We start from the raw sequence: 17598 nt of genomic DNA on the forward strand, positions 1-17598 counted from the left end.
CCTGATAAAATGGTATTCTAAATCAATGTTATTTCGACAACTCTTTGATAAAGCTTCAAGCACATTTACATACCTAATAGCTTCTGCAAAAGGAAGAGAGGCCTTAATCATTGATCCAGTGTTAGAAAATGTTGAACAATATATTAAGCTCCTTAAAGAACTAGATTTAAAGTTAGTAAAAGTTATTGATACTCATATCCATGCTGACCATATCTCAGGTATTGCCGAACTAAGAGATAAAACGAATTGCGTTACAGTAATGGGTGACAAAACCCCTGCTGATGTGGTTGCAATGCAAGTTGCCGATGAAGAGACAATTAAAATTGATGGCTTAGAATTACAGGCAATTTATACCCCAGGTCACACCATAGAAAGTTTTAGCTTCTTAATGAATGATAGGGTTTTCACTGGAGATGCATTATTAATTAGAGGAACCGGTAGAACAGATTTTCAAAATGGAAATGCAAGAGATTCGTATAATTCTATTTTTAATAAACTTTTAAAACTTCCAGATGAAACATTAATTTACCCTGCTCATGATTATAAAGGAGAGATGGTCAGTACCATAATAGAAGAAAAAAAATTCAACCCAAGACTGCAGGTAAGTTCTGCAGATCAATATATCGAAATTATGAATAATTTAAATTTGCCTAATCCAAGTATGATGGATGTTGCAGTTCCTAGTAATTTACAATTAGGAATAGATTTTAATAGACAAAAAGTAAATAACGGTGTCGAACCAGAAAAATTTAATGAAATTAAAAATGATGCTCAGTCAATTTTAATTGATCTTAGAGAGCAAAATGAAATAGATAAAGATGGTATGATTAAAAATAGTACAGTGGTTCGTTTTCCAGAAATTAACGAGTATCTACAACAAAACAAAAATACTTTAAAAGATAAAAGAATTTTATTTTATTGCGCACATGGTCATAGATCGACTCTAGCAGTTCAATTATCAAAATCTTATCAATTTACCAATTGTTTTCACTTAATTGGTGGTCTTAAGAATTGGAAAAAAGAAGGTTTAGATTTATAAAATTAGAATTTAATAACTTAACTTTAAATTTAATCTTTTAAATTTATTTCTAAAACTAAAAAATAATTTATTATGATTACCAGTATCTTTTTTAATTGTTTGTTGCCATAAGTGAACCATTTCATGAGATAAAGTATTTAAAAACTCCATTTTATTTTTATATTTAGGCATCATCTCAAGTACAAATTTATTTGTACCTTTTCTATAAGAGATATATTCAACACATTGCCCTGATCCTCTTACTATTCTTTTAATCATTACATCATTAAAAGGGTTGAGTTTATTATTAAATAAAGATTTATTAAAAATCTTAAAGTAATTTCTAATGTCTTTAAAATTAGTAGTATATTTTTTTTCTGTTTCTATTGTGTCTCTAAGTATTCTTTTTTTTGTTCTTACAATGTAGCTATCTTTAACAATTTTCTTTTTTTTCATTTTTATAGAGTGTGTAAATAAGTGTTATTAAATGGGTATAATTTCTGATTATCTACTACTAAAACTGTAATATACAAGATAATAAAATCTTTAAAAATACGAATGTTTTTAACTTTATTATGATGATGTTATTTAAAGATTAAAGAGATTTAATAGCAGAATAAATTTTGTCTTTATTCATTTGACCGATGCTTCTATAGACCTCTTTGTTATTTTGGTAAATTACAATTGTTGTCCAATAGTCAATTCCTAATTGTTTTGCAATAGTCTTATCCTTTTCTTGCTCAAAGCTTAAAAAGAGGATGTCCTCAAAGTCTTTTTCGGCTTGATTTAGGATCTTAATTTGAACCTTACAGGTTGTGCATGTTTCATTCCAAGAATTTATAACAACTATTTTTCCATCGAGTTGAGCTTTTTGGAAAATTTCATTATTAAAGGTAGTATTCTTTTCTACGGCAAATGAGTTAAATGACAATAATATAAAAATTAGAATTAAGATTTTTTTCATATTTTAAATATATAAGTTGCCAAGTTAATTAACAACTCATTGTTTTATTTTATAACCCCAATTTGTTTCTGTCTCGATATGATAATTAAACCACTAATTATAATAATTAATGCTCCAATATAACTATTAGTCGAAGGAACTTCATCAAATAAAAAATATCCATAAATAATGCCCCATAAAATCACTGAATATCTAAAAGTTGATGTAACAGACACAAGTGCAATCTTGATAGTTGCAATTGAAAAAATATAACCCATTGCTAAAAAAAAAGCAGAAATAAATAAAATAAAAATATCTTTTAACGTAAAATCATAAAATTTGTAAATACTTAATATTCCAAAAAAAATAGTCACAACAAAACATGTCATAAATGCAGTTTGAAGACTGTGATAATCTTTTTTAAAATTTTTTGTGTACATATCTCTAATTGAAAGCATGATTGCTGCTAAAATTGGAAATATAAAATAATAACCAAACTCTAATTTCCCTGGATTAACAACCACAACAACTCCAATAAAACCTAAAATTACAGCACTCCATCTTCTCCATCTTACTTTTTCATTCATAAAGATTGCCCCAAATGCAGTTAAGATAATTGGTGCCATACTTAATAGAATATAAACTTTTGCAAAAGGTAGTAAGGCAATACCTATAAAAAAAAATAATGCGGCTAAAGACTCAAGAAACCCTCTTATCTTTAGTTCTGTCGAAGAAAAAATTAACTTAAAATTTAATTGTTTTTTTATGTAAAGAAATAATAAAATAAATAGTAGTGTAAAGATCCCTCTTATAAAAATTATTTGATTTAAAACAAATATTTCATTGTAGTGTTGGTATATATTTTTTACAAAAGCATCATTTGTTGCAAATGAAAACTGACATAAAAGCATATATAGTATGCCCAATAACTCATTGTTAATTTTAACTTTTGCAAACATTTTGGGAGTAAATATAGGCTTTTTTATTGATAATATACAAAAATTAGAAACCAGTAAGAAGCTAGGCCTGCTAAAATTGTAACAATAATACTTCTGCTAAAATAACCAACGATAATGGCAAATATGGCTGCTAGTAATTTTGGATTACTATCAATGTCTATAGACCCTGTAGCATTAAGAAATATAGGAGGAAATATTATTGCTGGAAAAATAGCTGATGGAACATAGGATAAAACTTTTTTTGTCTTTTCATTCAAAATATCTCTCTTTAAAAAAAAGATCATAGAAAATCTTGTCATATAAGTCAAAATTCCACAGTATATAATTGTTGTCCAATGCATTATTTTTTCTTCTTATCAATTAATGTAATTATAGTAGCAACTGATAAGGCTGATAGTGCTGCTACAATAATGTAAGCTTGAAATGGAATAGCATTATAACCAATGGTTGCCACAATACCTGATACTAGCATTACAATTACGTTCTTAAATTTTCTAAAATCATTAATCAACAAAGCAAGAAAGGTTAAGGAAATCGTAAAACTTAACCCTAACTCTTCAGGTACTACTGATCCAAGAACTATTCCTAAAATTGTTGAAATTTGCCAAATTGTCCAACAAGTAAATCCAGCACCTAATAGGTGATAATGTTTATACTTATTATTTAAATTTTTCTTAAAATAAATATTTGAGACCGCAAACGCTTGATCAATTAACACATAGGATAATATAATTTTCCAAGTAAGCCTTAAGTGAGATAGATATTCAGAAAAAACTGCACCGTACAATAAATGTCTAGAGTTTACTGCCGTAACTGATGTTATTGCAACTAATGATGATGCACCTCCAGAAAATAATTGCAATAAGACAATTTGAGAGGCTCCACCAAAAATTATAATAGACATACCAAATGTCATATACGCGCTCAAACCTAGCTCCATTCCAATAACACCATATATAATTCCAAATGGAACTACCGGTATCATTAAAGGACTTACATCAATAATCCCTTTGGATAATGTTTTTAATCTATTATTCATTTTAATTTAAGATTTTGTATTAGAAACAAACTATATGATCAATATTAATAGGACGCTTGATACCAAATTTTTCGTCAACTTCATGCTGATGAATATGATGTGAATGAACAAAAACAGGTACTAATCTATTACTTGTAGTTTTAAGGGTGTAGATAAAATTTGTTCCCCTAAATTTTCTATCTACTACTTCTAATTTTAAGTTACTTTGATCATCATGTTCTAGATCTTCAGGCTGCAATAAAAGTTGAACTTCAGACCCTTTTGGATAATGTTTTATAAAATCTCCAGTTATTGTTCCAAGATCATCATTTTCTAAACTATTTTCACCTGTAACTTTTGCTGGGATTAATATGCCTCGATTTAAAAAATTAACCACCTCTATTGAGTTTGGAAAATGGTAAACATTATACGGATCATCGTATTGTTTAAGTTGACCATCTAAAATTATTCCACATTTTGTTCCCAAATAAAAAGCTTCGTATGAGTCGTGCGTTACAATAATTGTTGTAATTTTATGTTCTGTTAAAATTTGCTTTAATTTAACCTGTATTTCTTCTTTAAAGTTCTGATCAACATTTGAAAGAGGTTCATCTAATAACAATAAATCAGGATTAGATAGCAAAGACCTTGCTAATGAAGCTCTTTGAGCTTCTCCAGAACTTATCTGATGTGGATATTTATCAGCAATGTGTTCGATATGAAGAAGCTTATTTATTTCATTTAAATTTAAGCCTTTCTTCTTCTTTTTATTTCTATCAGCACCAAATTTTATATTTTCTAAAACCGTATAATGGGGAAAAAGTGAATTGTCTTGAAACCCCATAGAAATATTTCTATTTTCAGGTTCAATATGAGTTTTATCAGATGATAAGATTTTATTTTTTAAGATAATCTTTCCTGATTGTATTTTTTCCAAACCTGCAATTGTTCTAAGAATAGTAGTTTTACCAATACCTGATGGGCCTAATAAACAAACAATGTCTCCTTGATTTTCGATTGTAAGAGACACATTATTTACTTTGCTCTGAGCACTTGCTGCAAATGTTACATTATTTATTTCTAAAAAATTTTTTGTCATAATTTTAATCCTTAAGGATATATCTAGATGTAATTAAAATAAAGCAACTTGCAATAAGAATAAGCAGTAATGATGGGGCCGCTGCAGCTTCAAGTAAATCTTGGGAAGCATAAATGTATGCTTTTGTTGCAAAGGTTTCAAAATTAAATGGTCTCATAATTAGAGTAATGGGTAATTCCTTAATTATCTCTATAGTTAACAAAATACCTATTAATAAAACAGAATTCTTTAAATAAGGAACATGAATATTTTTAAATGTTTTAAGTTTTGAATAACCAAGAAGATAAGCACTTTCATCTATAGAATAATTAATCTTTAGGTAGCCAGATTTAATTCCATTATTTGCTAAGGAATAAAATCTTATAAAGTAAACTAAAATCAGACCAAAAATTGATCCAATAAAAATAGGTTTAATCGTTTCTGTTCCAAGATAATTAATCATATTTAGATCTAACCATGAAATAAATGTTATAAAAGCAACTGCTAAAATAATTCCAGGTATTGCATATCCAGAAATAGAAAATGTATTTAATGCTTCTAAAAATTTACTTTTTGAAACTCTGTTTCCATAGTTTGAAATAAAGGCTAATAATATTAATAAGCAACACGATAAAAAAACTAACAACATTGTATTTGAGAATAATTCAATTAAATTTAAATCTAAAAAGTGTTTTGGAAAAATAATTGTCCAATATAACATTTGAAAAACTGGAAATAAAAAGCTTAAGAAAAATACTAACGTACAAAATAAAAACGCTAAAATTGATTTATAATTATATAAATGAACTACAGATTTTGATTTAAACCCTCCTTTTGATGATGTGTGATATTGAGCTTTTTTTCTAGATAGATTTTCTATAACAAAAAGTCCAAGTATAAAAATTAACAAGTAAGATGATAACCTATTTGCTAAAGTAAGATCGTCAAAAGATATCCATGCATTATAAATACCTGTTGTTAAAGTCGACACTCCAAAAAATGAAACAGAACCAAAATCTGATAAGGTCTCCATCGCAACCAACGAAAGGCCAGCAACTATTGCAGGTCTTGCTGAAGGTAAGATTATCTTAAAAAATGATTTTTGCTTAGAAAAGCCAAGGTTTTTACCAAGTTCTATTAAGTTTTGTGACTGATAATGAAATGATGCTCTAGTTAATACGTAAATATAACCAAATAACGAAAATGATATTGAAATTATTGCGCCTAACATTCCATCAAACTTTGGAATATGAGCGTTGTAATTTCCCTCGCCCAATAAGTTTTTTAAAATTGAAAAAGCCGTTCCATAGTTTTCAAAAAAAGCAGTTAATGAATATGCATAAATATAGGCTGGTACTGCAAAAGATAGGATTAAAGCCCATTTAAAGAAATTAACACCAGGAAATTTATAAAATGAAACTAAATAAGCACAACCAACTCCTATAATAAAAGTTAAGGTTAAAACACCTGTCAAAAGTATTAATGAATTATAAATATAATCTAAAAGAAAAGTATTTTTTAAAACTGTTACATAGCCTCCAGTTGTTTCAAAGAAACTACTGAATACAGTTATAATGGGTACAGCTACAATTATGGATATGACAAAAGAACTAAAATACCAAATGTTAATCTTATTACCCATTTTTTAACAACGCACTAATAACATCAAGCAGGGTAATTAACTTAATATTAAAAGCGCGCTGTGTTATAACCTCTTTATTTCCACTTCGCGTTAAGCATTATCTCTAATGCGATAGCTTGATTTTTTCCGTAATTAGCTACTTTAGTTTTAAGGTCTTGTTTAAAATTAAACCCCATTTGTGTAATTAATCCATGAGGCTCAACACCTTCAATCATTGGATATTCATACGTATTATTAACAATATGTTGTTGAGCATCTTTAGTTAATAAAAACTCTAACAGTTTAATTGCGTTATCTTTATTTGGAGCATATTTTAATATTCCACCTCCACTAATATTCATATGTGTTCCTCTATCACCCTGATTTGGGAAAAATGGTAATACTTTTTTTGCAGCCTCTTGTTGCTCTGCACCTTTACTACCAGAAAGCATAAGTGCGTAATAATAAGTATTTGCAACAGCAATATCAGCTTCGCCAGCTGCTACAGCTAAAATCTGAGCTCTATCATTTCCCTTTGAGTCTCTAGCCATATTCTTAACCAAATTTTCTGCCCAAATAGTAGTTCTCTCTTTTCCATTATTATCTATTAATGAAGCTACTAGAGATTGATTATAAATATTATTAGATTGTCTTATAACAATTCTACCTTTCCACTTAGGATCAGCAAGACCTTCATAAGTCAATCCATTAAGATCATTGTCACTTACTCTCTCTGGAGAGTAATAAATTATTCGTGCTCTTTTAGCTATTCCTGTCCAATTTTTAGATCTAAAGTTTGCCGGTACTGCAGATTTAATTGCTGGCGACATAGAGTTTTGAAACATCCCTTTTAAATCGAAAAGTCCTAACTTTCCAGCATCAGCTGTAATATAAAGATCAGCTTTTGAATCTTTTCCTTCTTCTATAATTCTTTTTTGAAGAGATTTATCTTTGCCGGATATGACATTCACTTTAATTCCAGTTTGAGATGTAAATTTATTGTAAAGCTGGATATCTGAATCGTAATGTCTTGCACTAAAAACATTAACTTCATTAGCTAATGTCATGCTTTTAAAAAAACTCAAGGTTAATATAATAAGTATAATTTTTTTCATTTTTTCCTTTATTTTTTACCCTTGATTAGTTTAGAATGCTTATTATTAACATTGCGAATGATTATCAATCGCATTTATTGACGCAGTTTACAATGGTTAATTAAGTTAATATCCGGATAAGCAGATTACTTAGGAAAGACATGAATGCATAAAACCCTATAAAGAAATTGCAGTACATTATTGAGACAGCCCGGTTTCTAACTCTTCTTTTTCTTACAAATGGCTTATCATCAAGGTCTGAAACATCTCTTTCTCCAATTACTTGATAGTCATATGACCAACGCCATACAGAATTACCAAAACGTTCATCTGTCTTATTGTAGTAGATAATCCAAGCAACAATGTATCTGTGAGAAATATAAAGAATGACTAAAAGTATACTACTTATAAGCATCTAAATATATAATCATATTTAGAAAGGTTATTAAAGACTAATTAAAACTGCTCAGATTCTGTTGATCCTGCCATAGCAGTTGTAGAACTTTTTCCACTACTTATGGTATTTGAAACTGCATCAAAATAAGATGTTCCAACTTCTCGTTGGTGTTTAACACTTGTATAGCCATCTTTTTCTCTAGCAAACTCAAGCTCTTGGATTTTAGAATAAGCAGTCATTCCTTCTGTTTTATATTTTTCAGCAAGTTCAAAAATTGCAATATTTTGAGTATGAAATCCTGCAAGAGTTATAAATTGGAATTTATATCCCATCTCACTAATTTTTTGCTGAAATGTTGCAATCTCAGCATCTGATAAATGCTTTTTCCAATTGAATGAGGGGGAGCAATTGTAAGCTAATAATTTACCAGGAAACTTTTTATGAATTGCATCTGCAAACTTTTTTGCCTCTTCTAAGTTTGGTGTTGCAGTTTCACACCAGATTAAATCTGAATAAGGCGCGTATGCTAAACCTCTGGAAATTGCTTGATCAATTCCGTGTTTAACATAATAAAAACCTTCTGGTGATCTTTCACCAGTTAAAAATGGTTTATCATTTTCATCAAAATCATTCGTAATTAATTTTGCAGCATTAGCGTCAGTCCTTGCTAAAATTATTAAGGGTACATCTGCGATATCCGCTGCAAGTCTTGCAGCTTTTAAGTTTTTAATCATAGTGCCAGTTGGAACTAAAACTTTTCCACCCATATGGCCACATTTTTTTTCGCTAGCTAATTGATCTTCAAAGTGAACTCCAGCCGCACCTGCTTTAATAAATTTTTTTGCTAATTCAAAAACATTTAATGGACCACCAAAACCTGCTTCACCATCTGCAATAATAGGCAACATATAATCTGTTCTATCATTTGATTTCATTTCACCATCTTGTAATTCCATATGCTGAATTTGATCTGCTCTAATTAATGCATTATTCATCGACTCAACTAATTTTGGCGCACTATCATATGGATATAAGGATTGATCTGGATACATTTCACCAGCCGTATTTGCATCAGCTGCTACTTGCCATCCACTTAAATAAATTGCTTTTAATCCAGCTTTTGCATGTTGAATAGCATGGTTTCCCGATAGAGATCCCAATGTATTAATATAATTTTCTGAATTTAACAAATCCCATAATTTTTTGGATTGGTGTTTACACATAGAGTATTCAATTTTAAATGAACCTCTTAATCTCTCAACCTCTTCTGGGGTATAATCTCTTTTAATTCCTGCAAATCTTTTTAAATCGTATGAGATGTTCTCAGCACTCATTTAGTCCTTTACTGTTATGTTGTGAAAATATTTTAAGTGAACGAATTAATTACTGTCGTTGATTTGATCAACTAAAGCATCCATTCCACTTGAGCCCCAATCACAGTGATCATCTCTTATATAAATGCCTTTTGCATTATATTGAGAAATGTCTTCTTCTCTTATGATTTGAGCTTCATTTTCAGTATTTTTAATTTTATCGTCCATGTAAACTTTATAATTTACTAAATTTACAAATTCCAACAAAATCGTTAAAAACCTTGTAAAACAACATAATTTATTGTAAATTAAAATTTACAAAATTTACAAATAACTTATATGAGTCAATTAGATATTAAAATAGGTCCAAAAATAAAAGCTTTTAGAAGGCAGTTAGGACTGCAAGCTAATAAACTTTCAGAGGATCTAGGAATTTCTCCAAGCTATTTGAATTTAATTGAAAGTGGAAAAAGAAAAATAGATGGAGATTTATTACTTAAGGTTTGTGAAAAATTAAATATTCAACTTTCAGACTTAACTTCAAAATCAGATATTAATTTAGAAAATACAATTTCAGAAATTTTAGATGATAAATTATTTGAAGACTTAGATATTCTTGGTCCTGAAGTTAAAGACCTTGTTGGCACAAACCCAAAGATCGGTAGAGCCCTTGTTAGATTAGGAGATATTCTTAAAAAGAAAGATCACGAACTAATTGATAAAATAGAAAAAATTTCAGGTAAGATAGTGGATAATAGAAAAAACTCTTTTCCTGGCGAAGTAATATCTGATTTTCTTCAACAGCATAAAAACTATTTTCCAAAATTAGAAGAATTTGCAAATAAAGTTTTTGATAAAATTCAAAAAAATAATAGAACTCGATATATTGCGTTATGTGAGTATTTAAATAAAGAATATTCAATTACAGTAAAAGATATTTTACCTGAAGAAGGAAAGCCTTTTTCTAAAATCTATAATAAGAGCAAAAAAGAACTTTTGTTAAGTGATTATAGTTCCCTAGAAACAAAAAAACTTCATGCAGCAGCTCAGATAGCTCAAGAAGGAGCAATGAAAGATATTGATATTTATTTATCAAAATTTTCTTTTCCATCAGATGAGTCTAAAAAATTAACTAAAGTTGCATTATTGAATTATTGTGGTGCTGCAATTTTAATGCCTTACAAGCCCTTTCATGCTGAATGTAAAAAATTAAAATATGACTTGGAACTTTTACAAAATACATTTGCAACTTCTTTTGAGCAAGTTGCTCACCGTGTAACATGTTTACAAGACCCAAAATTACCTGGAATTCCTTTTCACATGTTAAGAGTTGATATGGCTGGAAATATTTCAAAAAGATTTTCATTATCAGGAATTGATATACCAAGATATGGTGGTGCATGTCCTAGATGGAATGTTTATTCAGCCTTCACAAGACCCGGTGTTATTCAAGCAGCAGTTAGTAAAATGACTAATGGTGAAAAATATGTGTGTATTGCAAGAACAGTTGAAAAAGGTGTCGGACGATTTGGTCAATCAAAAAGTATTTTATCAATTGGACTAGGTTGTGACGCAAAGTATGCAAAAGATTTTGTGTACACTGAAAACATTAATGTAAGTGATAAAACTACAGAAATTCCCATTGGTGTATCTTGCAGAACTTGTGATAGATTGGATTGTCCACAAAGAGCGTTTCCACCTTTACACAAAAAATTTGATGTAGATATCAATTCTAGAGGTGTTTCAGTTTATGTTAATGATAAGTCTAGTTAATTAAGACTTCCAATCACCAATTTTACTAAACAAAAAGTTCCTAAAAGCGGTTATTCTTGCTGTGTTTTTAAGTGATTGAGGATAGACAAAGTGAGCCTCTGTTATAGGTCCTTCCGAACTAGGAAGTACTTTTATTATATTATTTGAATTTGAAACTAAATACTCTGGAAGTGCTGCAAGACCTACACCAGCTTCAACTGCTAAAAGTAAACCCATAACACTATTAACTTTCATTACTGGTTTTCTTTTTTTACCATCTTTAATTCCAAGTTTTAAAGCCCAATCTGGATCATAGACAGGAGATGGTGCTCCTTTTCCAAATGAAATGAATTTATGTTTATTAAGGTCTGAAATAGTTTTAGGCATCCCATGTTTTTCTAAATATTTATTAGAACCATAAATATAATATTTTAAATCCACTAATTTTTTTTGAATATAATTAAGCTGCTTAGGTCTTCTCATGAAAATACCTATATCTGCCTGTCTCGTACTTAAGTCTAATTCCCTATCTTCAAAAATTAATTCAATTTCTATTTCAGGGTTTAAAGTCATAAATTCTTGAATACGAGGTGTTAACCAATGGGTACCAAAACTTCTAACTGTTGTAATGGTTAATTTACCAGTTGGTTTATTTTTTTGATCTCCCAAAGTAGATTCAACTTCTTTTAATTTACTAATTACATCATGAGCTGTTTTAAATAAATATTCACCATTTTCAGTTAATGTAAGACCTCTTGCGTGTCTTTCAAAGAGTTGTACTTTAAGATCTTGTTCTAAAGATTGAATTTGTCTGCTAATTGCTGACTGACTTAAGTTTAGGTTTATTGTTGCGTTAGTAAAGCTTCCAGCTTCTGCAACTGCATGAAATATTTTTAGTTTATCCCAATCCATTTATTTATTAAGATCAACAATATATCGTCCAGATGTCTCACCTTTTAGCATTTTCGGATATATATCTATTAAATCTTCTAAACTCACAGTTTTAATTGATTTTTCTAATTGTTCAAAATCAATAAGACTTTTAACTTCATTCCAAACAAACTCCCTTCTTTTAATCGATGCTGTAACCGAGTTAATTCCCCAAAGTTTAACACCTCTAATAATAAAAGGCATAACTGTTGTATTTAATTTATAATCAGAGGCGTTTCCACAGGCTGCAACAATTCCATTGTCTCTTGTTTGTGCAAGCGCATTAGCAAGTATCTTTCCACCAACAGTATCAACAACACCGTCCCATAAACCTTTGTCTAATGGTCTAGCGTCTTTATCTAAATCTGCTTTATTTATTATATTTTTAGCGCCTAATGATCTTAAATATTTTTCATTTTCTGCCTTTCCAGTAACAGCTGTAACATCATAACCAAATTTATTTAAAATCATCACTGCAATACTTCCAACACCACCGGATGCACCAGTAACTAAAACATCTTTTACTTTTTCACCTAACAAAAGTTCTTCTCTAGCTTTGATTGCAAAAGAACATAACAATGCTGTTAATCCAGCAGTCCCTAAGATCATTGCTTGTTTAGATGAGATATCTTTTGGTTTTTTAACTAAGTAATCTCCATTAACTTTAGCAAACTGAGAATAGCCACCAAAGTAAATTTCGCCAACTCTCCAACCTGTAAGGATTACTTCATCCCCTTTTATAAATTTAGAATTATCACTTTCTAAAACAGTGCCTGCGAAATCAATTCCTGGGATATGTGGAAATTCTTTTACTAATTTTGCCCCATTATTTAAAATAAGTGCATCTTTATAGTTTAAGTCTGAATAATCTACTTGAACAAGTACATCGCCATGTTTTAAAAATGATTTATCTATTGATTTTACTTCTCGTGTAAAATTTTCACTTTCTTGATTGACAACTAGTGCTTTAAAATTATCTGACATGCTTTTCCTCCTTAAGAAGGTTACTTACTAATAAATCTCAAATATCTATTCTGAACACTTAAATCTTTTTTAAATTCCCCTAAGAAATAATTTGTAACCGTTGTTGCATTTTCTTTTTTAATACCTCTCATCGTCATACATTGGTGTGCTGCATCAATTGTAACAGCAACTCCTTTTGCATCTAATGAAGTCATTAAAGCTTGAGCAACTTGCATTGTTAATCTTTCTTGTGTCTGTAATCTTTTTGAAAAAACTTCTACTACTCTTGCAAGTTTACTTAAACCTACAACTCTTTCATTTGGAATATAAGCAACATGTGCTGTACCAACTATTGGTGCCATATGATGTTCACAATGACTTGATACTGAAATATTTTTTTCAACAACCATGTCATCATAACCTTCAACATCGCCGAAAGTTTTCTCTAAAATTTTTTCAGCATCTTCAGTGTATCCACCAAAATATTCTTTAAATGCTTTAACAACTCTTTTTGGAGTTTCTAATAACCCTTCTCTACTAGGGTCTTCACCCATCCAAGTTAAAATAGTTTTAAAAGCCTCTTCAGCTTCTTTGTCAGAAACTTTTTTGGTATCTAAAATCTTGCTATCTGTGTCTTCGACTAATTTCATAAGGCAACTTTATACAGTAAATCATTGTTTTTAAAATATTTAATATATCTAACAATATGCTACATAATTACCTAATTATGTTTAAAAAAAGAGAAAATATAGTTGAAATCGAAGAGGGCAAACTCCTTTCACCAAAATTTGATAATGATGGATTAATTCCAGTTATTACAATGTGTTCAAAAACTAAAGATGTTTTGATGCATGGTTACATGAATGTTGAAGCTTTTAAAAAAACCATTGAGACTAAAGAAGCTCATTATTTTAGTAGATCTAGACAGCAAATTTGGCACAAAGGCAAAACTAGTGGCTTTACTCAAAAAGTAACTGAAATTAGAATTGATGATGATCAAGACTCTATTTGGTTAACGGTTGATATTGGAGATGGTTCAAGCTGTCATGTTGGTTATAGATCGTGTTTCTATAGATCAATTCCACTCGGCCCAATTGAAAATGGTAGAGAAATTGAAATGAAATTTGAAGAAAAAGAAAAATCTTTTGATCCAGAGGTTGTCTATAAAGGTCAACCTAATCCTACAAAAATTTAAATGAGTGACAATCAAAAAAATGTTCTAGGTGAAGATCTAGAAGAGTGTTCTAACGATCCTTTAACTGGATGGCATAGAGATGGTTGTTGTAGTACTGATGAAAATGATCACGGTGTTCATACAGTTTGTGCAAAGGTTACAACAGAATTTTTAGAGTGGTGTAAAGAAGCTGGGAATGATTTAATAACTCCTCATCCTGAATTTGGGTTTCCAGGTCTAAAAGCTGGAGATGGTTGGTGTGTATGTGCTAGTTGGTATGCAAGAGCTGCTGATGCTGGAAAACCATGCCCTGTTTATTTAAAAAGAACACATGAAAAAACTTTAAAGCTTGTTTCAATGGAGGTTTTAAAGAAAAATGCTATTGATTTATCTTAATTAATTTAATTATCTTTCATTAAACTTAAATTATAAATACGTGCAGAAAATTTAGATAAGTTGTTTAGGGTGTTTTTTTGTACGTCTAATATTTTTTTTTGGTAAACTCCTGTTATAGAATAATGTTTTTTACTATCTATTGTTAAAAATTTTTGTTTTAATAATATATTTAATTTTCTAATAACTGTAGCTCTTGGGATACCTGTAATATCTGAGATAGACATTGCGTTAACACCTACTTCATCCTTTTGCTCAGCAAAGAAGTACTTTTCTAAGTAAAATTCTTTATTCATTTCACTATTATCATTTTTTTTTGAGTGCAAAGCGTGATTGACTAAACAAATGCCATGAATATGAAAGGATTCTAGATCGCCATAAACTTTTTTATATCCTAATAACATAGGCATTTGCATTTCATAATAAAGTTTCCAAACAAATGAAAAATATTCCTTGCTTGTTTCTGTTAAACGTTCACTGCTGAATGGTTCTGATATTATCCCTTCTTCAACACATACATTTGAAAGAGTTGATAAAAATCTCGTCATTCTTTTTACTGTTTCTTCAGGTTTAATGCTTGGCCAAGTGTTTCTATCAATTATAATCTTTCTATTTACTCTTTTTATTACACCGATTTCTTCTAATTCATTAATTTTTCTTCTAGTAGTTTCTTTTGGTATATTAAGTGATTTGGATATCTCTATTACATTTATTGTTTCTATTTCAACCTCATTTTGATCAAAATACTCCTCATAATTTAACTTCACAAAATTCTTTGAATAAGCTTCAAATGTGTTCATTAATAAATGCATAATGATCATAAATTTTTCATAATCATGAAAAGTTCTGTAAACATTATTAACCCAAGCTAATTGTAGTGGTACCCAAACAGGCATTATCGAAACAAAGTTTTTCTCAATTACTTCTCTTATATTCTTACTCCGAATTTGCTTTGATATTTCAGGTAATAATTTCTTCATAAAATTATATTTCCACCCAAAATGGACATGATTTAAGCAAGAGTCAACCCAAAATGAACATCTAGTGATTTGTGTTGTTTGTATTTTGATGGTTTATTATCTACATGAGTGCTGAAAAAATAAGTTCTACAGAGTTAAATGATCTTCCTCCTTTAGCAACCCCTGAAAAGAGTGAGGAAGTTTCATCAGTAGGTCGAGTTGATATAAATATTCTCTTAAATAGAGCTAGAAAAGAAAAAGAAAAAGAAAATCTAACAAACCTAGTTTTTGCTGGATTAACGTCTTGCTTAATTATTGTTGCCGGTATTATCTTATCCTTTTAACTACATATTTCCATATTTAGGCCCACCACTTCCTTCGGGTGTTACCCAAGTAATATTTTGAGAAGGTTCTTTAATATCACAAGTTTTGCAATGAATACAATTTTGAGAATTTATAACAAATTTATTTACACCATTTTCATTTTGAACTTCATAAACGCCTGCGGGGCAATATCTTTGAGCAGGTTCATCAAATTTTTCTAAAGTATAATTTATCGGTAAGTTCGGATCTTTTAATTGTAAGTGTACAGGTTGATTGTCGGTATGATTTGTTCCTGTTAAATAAACAGAACTTGTTTTATCAAATGTAATCACATTATCTGGTTTAGGGTAATCAATTTTTGGCATTTCATTTGCTGGTTTTAATGTTTCATGGTCAGCATGCTTATGTCTTAAGGTAAAAGGTAATTTTCCTCTAAATAATATTTGATCAATTCCTGTAAATATTATTCCAAGAATTAAACCCCAGCTAAAACTTGGTTTAACATTTCGAGCTTGGTAGAGCTCCTCATAAATCCAACTTTTTTTAAATTTATCCTCATAAATTGATAAATCTTTATTTTCTTTTAAATGTTCGTTTATTGTTTCTGCAGCAATCATTCCACTTTTCATTGCAGTATGTGATCCTTTAATCTTAGGCATATTCAAAGTTCCCGCATCACAACCAATTAATAAAGCTCCAGGCATAAACATTTTTGGTAAACTCTGAAGTCCACCTTCAATTAAAGCTCTTGCTCCATATGAAATACGTTTTCCACCTTCAATTATCTTTTTAATTGCAGGGTGAGTTTTAAATCTTTGAAATTCATCAAACGGTGAAAGATGTGGGTTTTTATAATCAAGACCAATTACATATCCTAAAAAAACTTGTTTGTTTTCTGCATGATACATAAAGCTGCCACCATAAGTATTGTTATCGAGTGGCCAACCTGCGGTATGCATAACCATTCCCTCTTCATGATTTTTTTCACTGATTTCCCAAATTTCTTTAAACCCAATTCCATATTGTTGAGGATCTTTACCTTCTGATAAATTATATTTTTCTATTAATTGTTTTCCAAGATGTCCTCTACATCCTTCTGCAAACACAGTAACTTTTCCTAACAGTTCTATGCCTGGTTCAAAGCCATCTTTTTTATTTCCATTTTTATCGACTCCCATGTCTTGAGTTGCAACTCCCTTAACAGATCCATCTTCATTGTATAAAATTTCACTTGCGGGAAAACCTGGAAATATTTCAACACCTAAAGCTTCTGCTTGTTCTGCTAGCCATCTACATAGATTTGCTAAACTAATTATGTAATTATTATGATTTTGCTGAACCGATGGCAGCAGCCATGTTGGCCAGCTTAATGATTTAGATTTTCCTAAAAATAAGAATTTTTCTTTAGAAACCTTAGTTTTTATAGGTGAATTAAGTTCTTTCCAGTTTGGTAATAACTCATCTAATGCTCTAGTTTCAAAAACATTGCCACTTAAAATATGAGCTCCTATTTCGGATGCTTTTTCTAGTAGGCAAATATTTAATTCTGGATCTAATTGTTTGAGTTTAATAGCAGTCGATAGTCCTGATGGGCCACCACCAACAATTACCACGTCATACTCCATTGCTTCTCTAGGCATATGGTAATTTTTTATATTATTT

At 29.8% G+C, this 17598-nt stretch carries 20 protein-coding genes; 5 read left to right on the forward strand and 15 right to left on the reverse strand.

Translation table 11 applies throughout. The features are described from left to right. The first annotated feature begins 25 nt into the window (after positions 1 to 25). Positions 26 to 1039: an MBL fold metallo-hydrolase gene (locus SAR11_RS06175; protein WP_011282235.1), complete on the forward strand. Its 1014-nt coding sequence runs from the start codon at positions 26 to 28 to the stop codon at positions 1037 to 1039. Positions 1040 to 1048: 9 nt separating this feature from the next. Here SAR11_RS06175 and SAR11_RS06180 read toward each other — a convergent pair whose 3' ends face one another. From SAR11_RS06180 to SAR11_RS07075, 10 genes are all read right to left on the reverse strand, one after another. After that, positions 1049 to 1474: a hypothetical protein gene (locus tag SAR11_RS06180; RefSeq protein WP_006996664.1), complete on the reverse strand. Its 426-nt coding sequence runs from the start codon at positions 1472 to 1474 to the stop codon at positions 1049 to 1051. A gap of 139 nt (positions 1475 to 1613) precedes the next feature. Beyond that, a complete protein-coding gene (locus SAR11_RS06185; protein WP_011282236.1) occupies positions 1614 to 1982 on the reverse strand; it encodes a TlpA family protein disulfide reductase in 369 nt (122 codons plus the stop codon). A 44-nt stretch (positions 1983 to 2026) separates the two neighbouring features. Further along, positions 2027 to 2974, reverse strand: coding sequence for a DMT family transporter (locus SAR11_RS06190; RefSeq protein WP_041185797.1), 948 nt, complete (start codon positions 2972 to 2974; stop codon positions 2027 to 2029). Next, the gene (locus SAR11_RS06195; RefSeq protein ID WP_018414275.1) at positions 2944 to 3261 is read right to left on the reverse strand and encodes an AzlD domain-containing protein; all 318 of its coding nucleotides are present in this window, start codon (positions 3259 to 3261) and stop codon (positions 2944 to 2946) included. The genes SAR11_RS06190 and SAR11_RS06195 overlap by 31 nt, the downstream gene beginning before the upstream one ends. Next, positions 3261 to 3959, reverse strand: a complete 699-nt coding sequence (locus tag SAR11_RS06200) for an AzlC family ABC transporter permease (RefSeq protein ID WP_011282239.1) — start codon at positions 3957 to 3959, stop codon at positions 3261 to 3263. Before SAR11_RS06200 ends, SAR11_RS06195 begins: the two co-directional genes overlap by 1 nt. A 19-nt stretch (positions 3960 to 3978) precedes the next feature. Further along, positions 3979 to 5037 carry an ABC transporter ATP-binding protein gene (locus tag SAR11_RS06205; RefSeq protein WP_011282240.1) on the reverse strand — a complete coding sequence of 353 codons (1059 nt, stop codon included), beginning with the start codon at positions 5035 to 5037 and terminating at the stop codon, positions 3979 to 3981. Between the two features lie 4 nt (positions 5038 to 5041). Beyond that, positions 5042 to 6658 carry an ABC transporter permease gene (locus tag SAR11_RS06210; protein WP_011282241.1) on the reverse strand — a complete coding sequence of 539 codons (1617 nt, stop codon included), beginning with the start codon at positions 6656 to 6658 and terminating at the stop codon, positions 5042 to 5044. A gap of 74 nt (positions 6659 to 6732) precedes the next feature. Beyond that, positions 6733 to 7752 (reverse strand): Fe(3+) ABC transporter substrate-binding protein, encoded by a 1020-nt coding sequence (locus SAR11_RS06215; RefSeq protein WP_011282242.1) that lies wholly within the window; start codon positions 7750 to 7752, stop codon positions 6733 to 6735. Positions 7753 to 8187: 435 nt separating this feature from the next. Then, complete coding sequence (aceA, locus tag SAR11_RS06220) at positions 8188 to 9462, reverse strand: isocitrate lyase (RefSeq protein WP_011282244.1); 1275 nt, start codon at positions 9460 to 9462, stop codon at positions 8188 to 8190. A 45-nt stretch (positions 9463 to 9507) separates the two neighbouring features. Beyond that, complete coding sequence (locus SAR11_RS07075; RefSeq protein ID WP_011282245.1) at positions 9508 to 9669, reverse strand: hypothetical protein; 162 nt, start codon at positions 9667 to 9669, stop codon at positions 9508 to 9510. A gap of 111 nt (positions 9670 to 9780) precedes the next feature. Between SAR11_RS07075 and SAR11_RS06225 the strand changes: the two genes are divergently transcribed. Continuing rightward, the gene (locus tag SAR11_RS06225; RefSeq protein ID WP_006996653.1) at positions 9781 to 11214 is read left to right on the forward strand and encodes a helix-turn-helix domain-containing protein; all 1434 of its coding nucleotides are present in this window, start codon (positions 9781 to 9783) and stop codon (positions 11212 to 11214) included. On the opposite strand, the gene SAR11_RS06230 is transcribed toward SAR11_RS06225, so the two are convergent. The 3 genes from SAR11_RS06230 to folE are packed head-to-tail and all read right to left on the reverse strand — an operon-like array spanning position 11215 to position 13736. Then, the gene (locus tag SAR11_RS06230; protein WP_011282246.1) at positions 11215 to 12105 is read right to left on the reverse strand and encodes a LysR family transcriptional regulator; all 891 of its coding nucleotides are present in this window, start codon (positions 12103 to 12105) and stop codon (positions 11215 to 11217) included. Beyond that, positions 12106 to 13107 carry an oxidoreductase gene (locus SAR11_RS06235; RefSeq protein ID WP_011282247.1) on the reverse strand — a complete coding sequence of 334 codons (1002 nt, stop codon included), beginning with the start codon at positions 13105 to 13107 and terminating at the stop codon, positions 12106 to 12108. Positions 13108 to 13127: 20 nt separating this feature from the next. Next, positions 13128 to 13736 (reverse strand): GTP cyclohydrolase I FolE, encoded by a 609-nt coding sequence (gene folE, locus SAR11_RS06240; protein ID WP_011282248.1) that lies wholly within the window; start codon positions 13734 to 13736, stop codon positions 13128 to 13130. Positions 13737 to 13813: 77 nt separating this feature from the next. On the opposite strand from folE, the gene hisI reads away from it, so the two are divergent. Next, positions 13814 to 14281, forward strand: coding sequence for a phosphoribosyl-AMP cyclohydrolase (gene hisI, locus SAR11_RS06245; RefSeq protein WP_041185798.1), 468 nt, complete (start codon positions 13814 to 13816; stop codon positions 14279 to 14281). After that, entirely contained in the window at positions 14282 to 14656 is a 375-nt protein-coding gene (locus SAR11_RS06250) for a DUF2237 family protein (RefSeq protein WP_011282250.1), read from the forward strand. 5 nt (positions 14657 to 14661) lie between these two features. Here the strand turns inward: SAR11_RS06250 and SAR11_RS06255 are convergent, their stop codons facing one another. Next, positions 14662 to 15633 (reverse strand): DeoR family transcriptional regulator, encoded by a 972-nt coding sequence (locus SAR11_RS06255; RefSeq protein WP_011282251.1) that lies wholly within the window; start codon positions 15631 to 15633, stop codon positions 14662 to 14664. A gap of 104 nt (positions 15634 to 15737) precedes the next feature. On the opposite strand from SAR11_RS06255, the gene SAR11_RS06260 reads away from it, so the two are divergent. Further along, positions 15738 to 15956: a hypothetical protein gene (locus tag SAR11_RS06260; protein ID WP_011282252.1), complete on the forward strand. Its 219-nt coding sequence runs from the start codon at positions 15738 to 15740 to the stop codon at positions 15954 to 15956. Here the strand turns inward: SAR11_RS06260 and SAR11_RS06265 are convergent, their stop codons facing one another. Further along, positions 15957 to 17576: an electron transfer flavoprotein-ubiquinone oxidoreductase gene (locus SAR11_RS06265; protein ID WP_041185799.1), complete on the reverse strand. Its 1620-nt coding sequence runs from the start codon at positions 17574 to 17576 to the stop codon at positions 15957 to 15959. Positions 17577 to 17598 lie beyond the last annotated feature (22 nt).

The sequence above is a fragment of the Candidatus Pelagibacter ubique HTCC1062 genome (assembly GCF_000012345.1).
GTDB classification, from domain to species: domain Bacteria; phylum Pseudomonadota; class Alphaproteobacteria; order Pelagibacterales; family Pelagibacteraceae; genus Pelagibacter; species Pelagibacter ubiqueversans.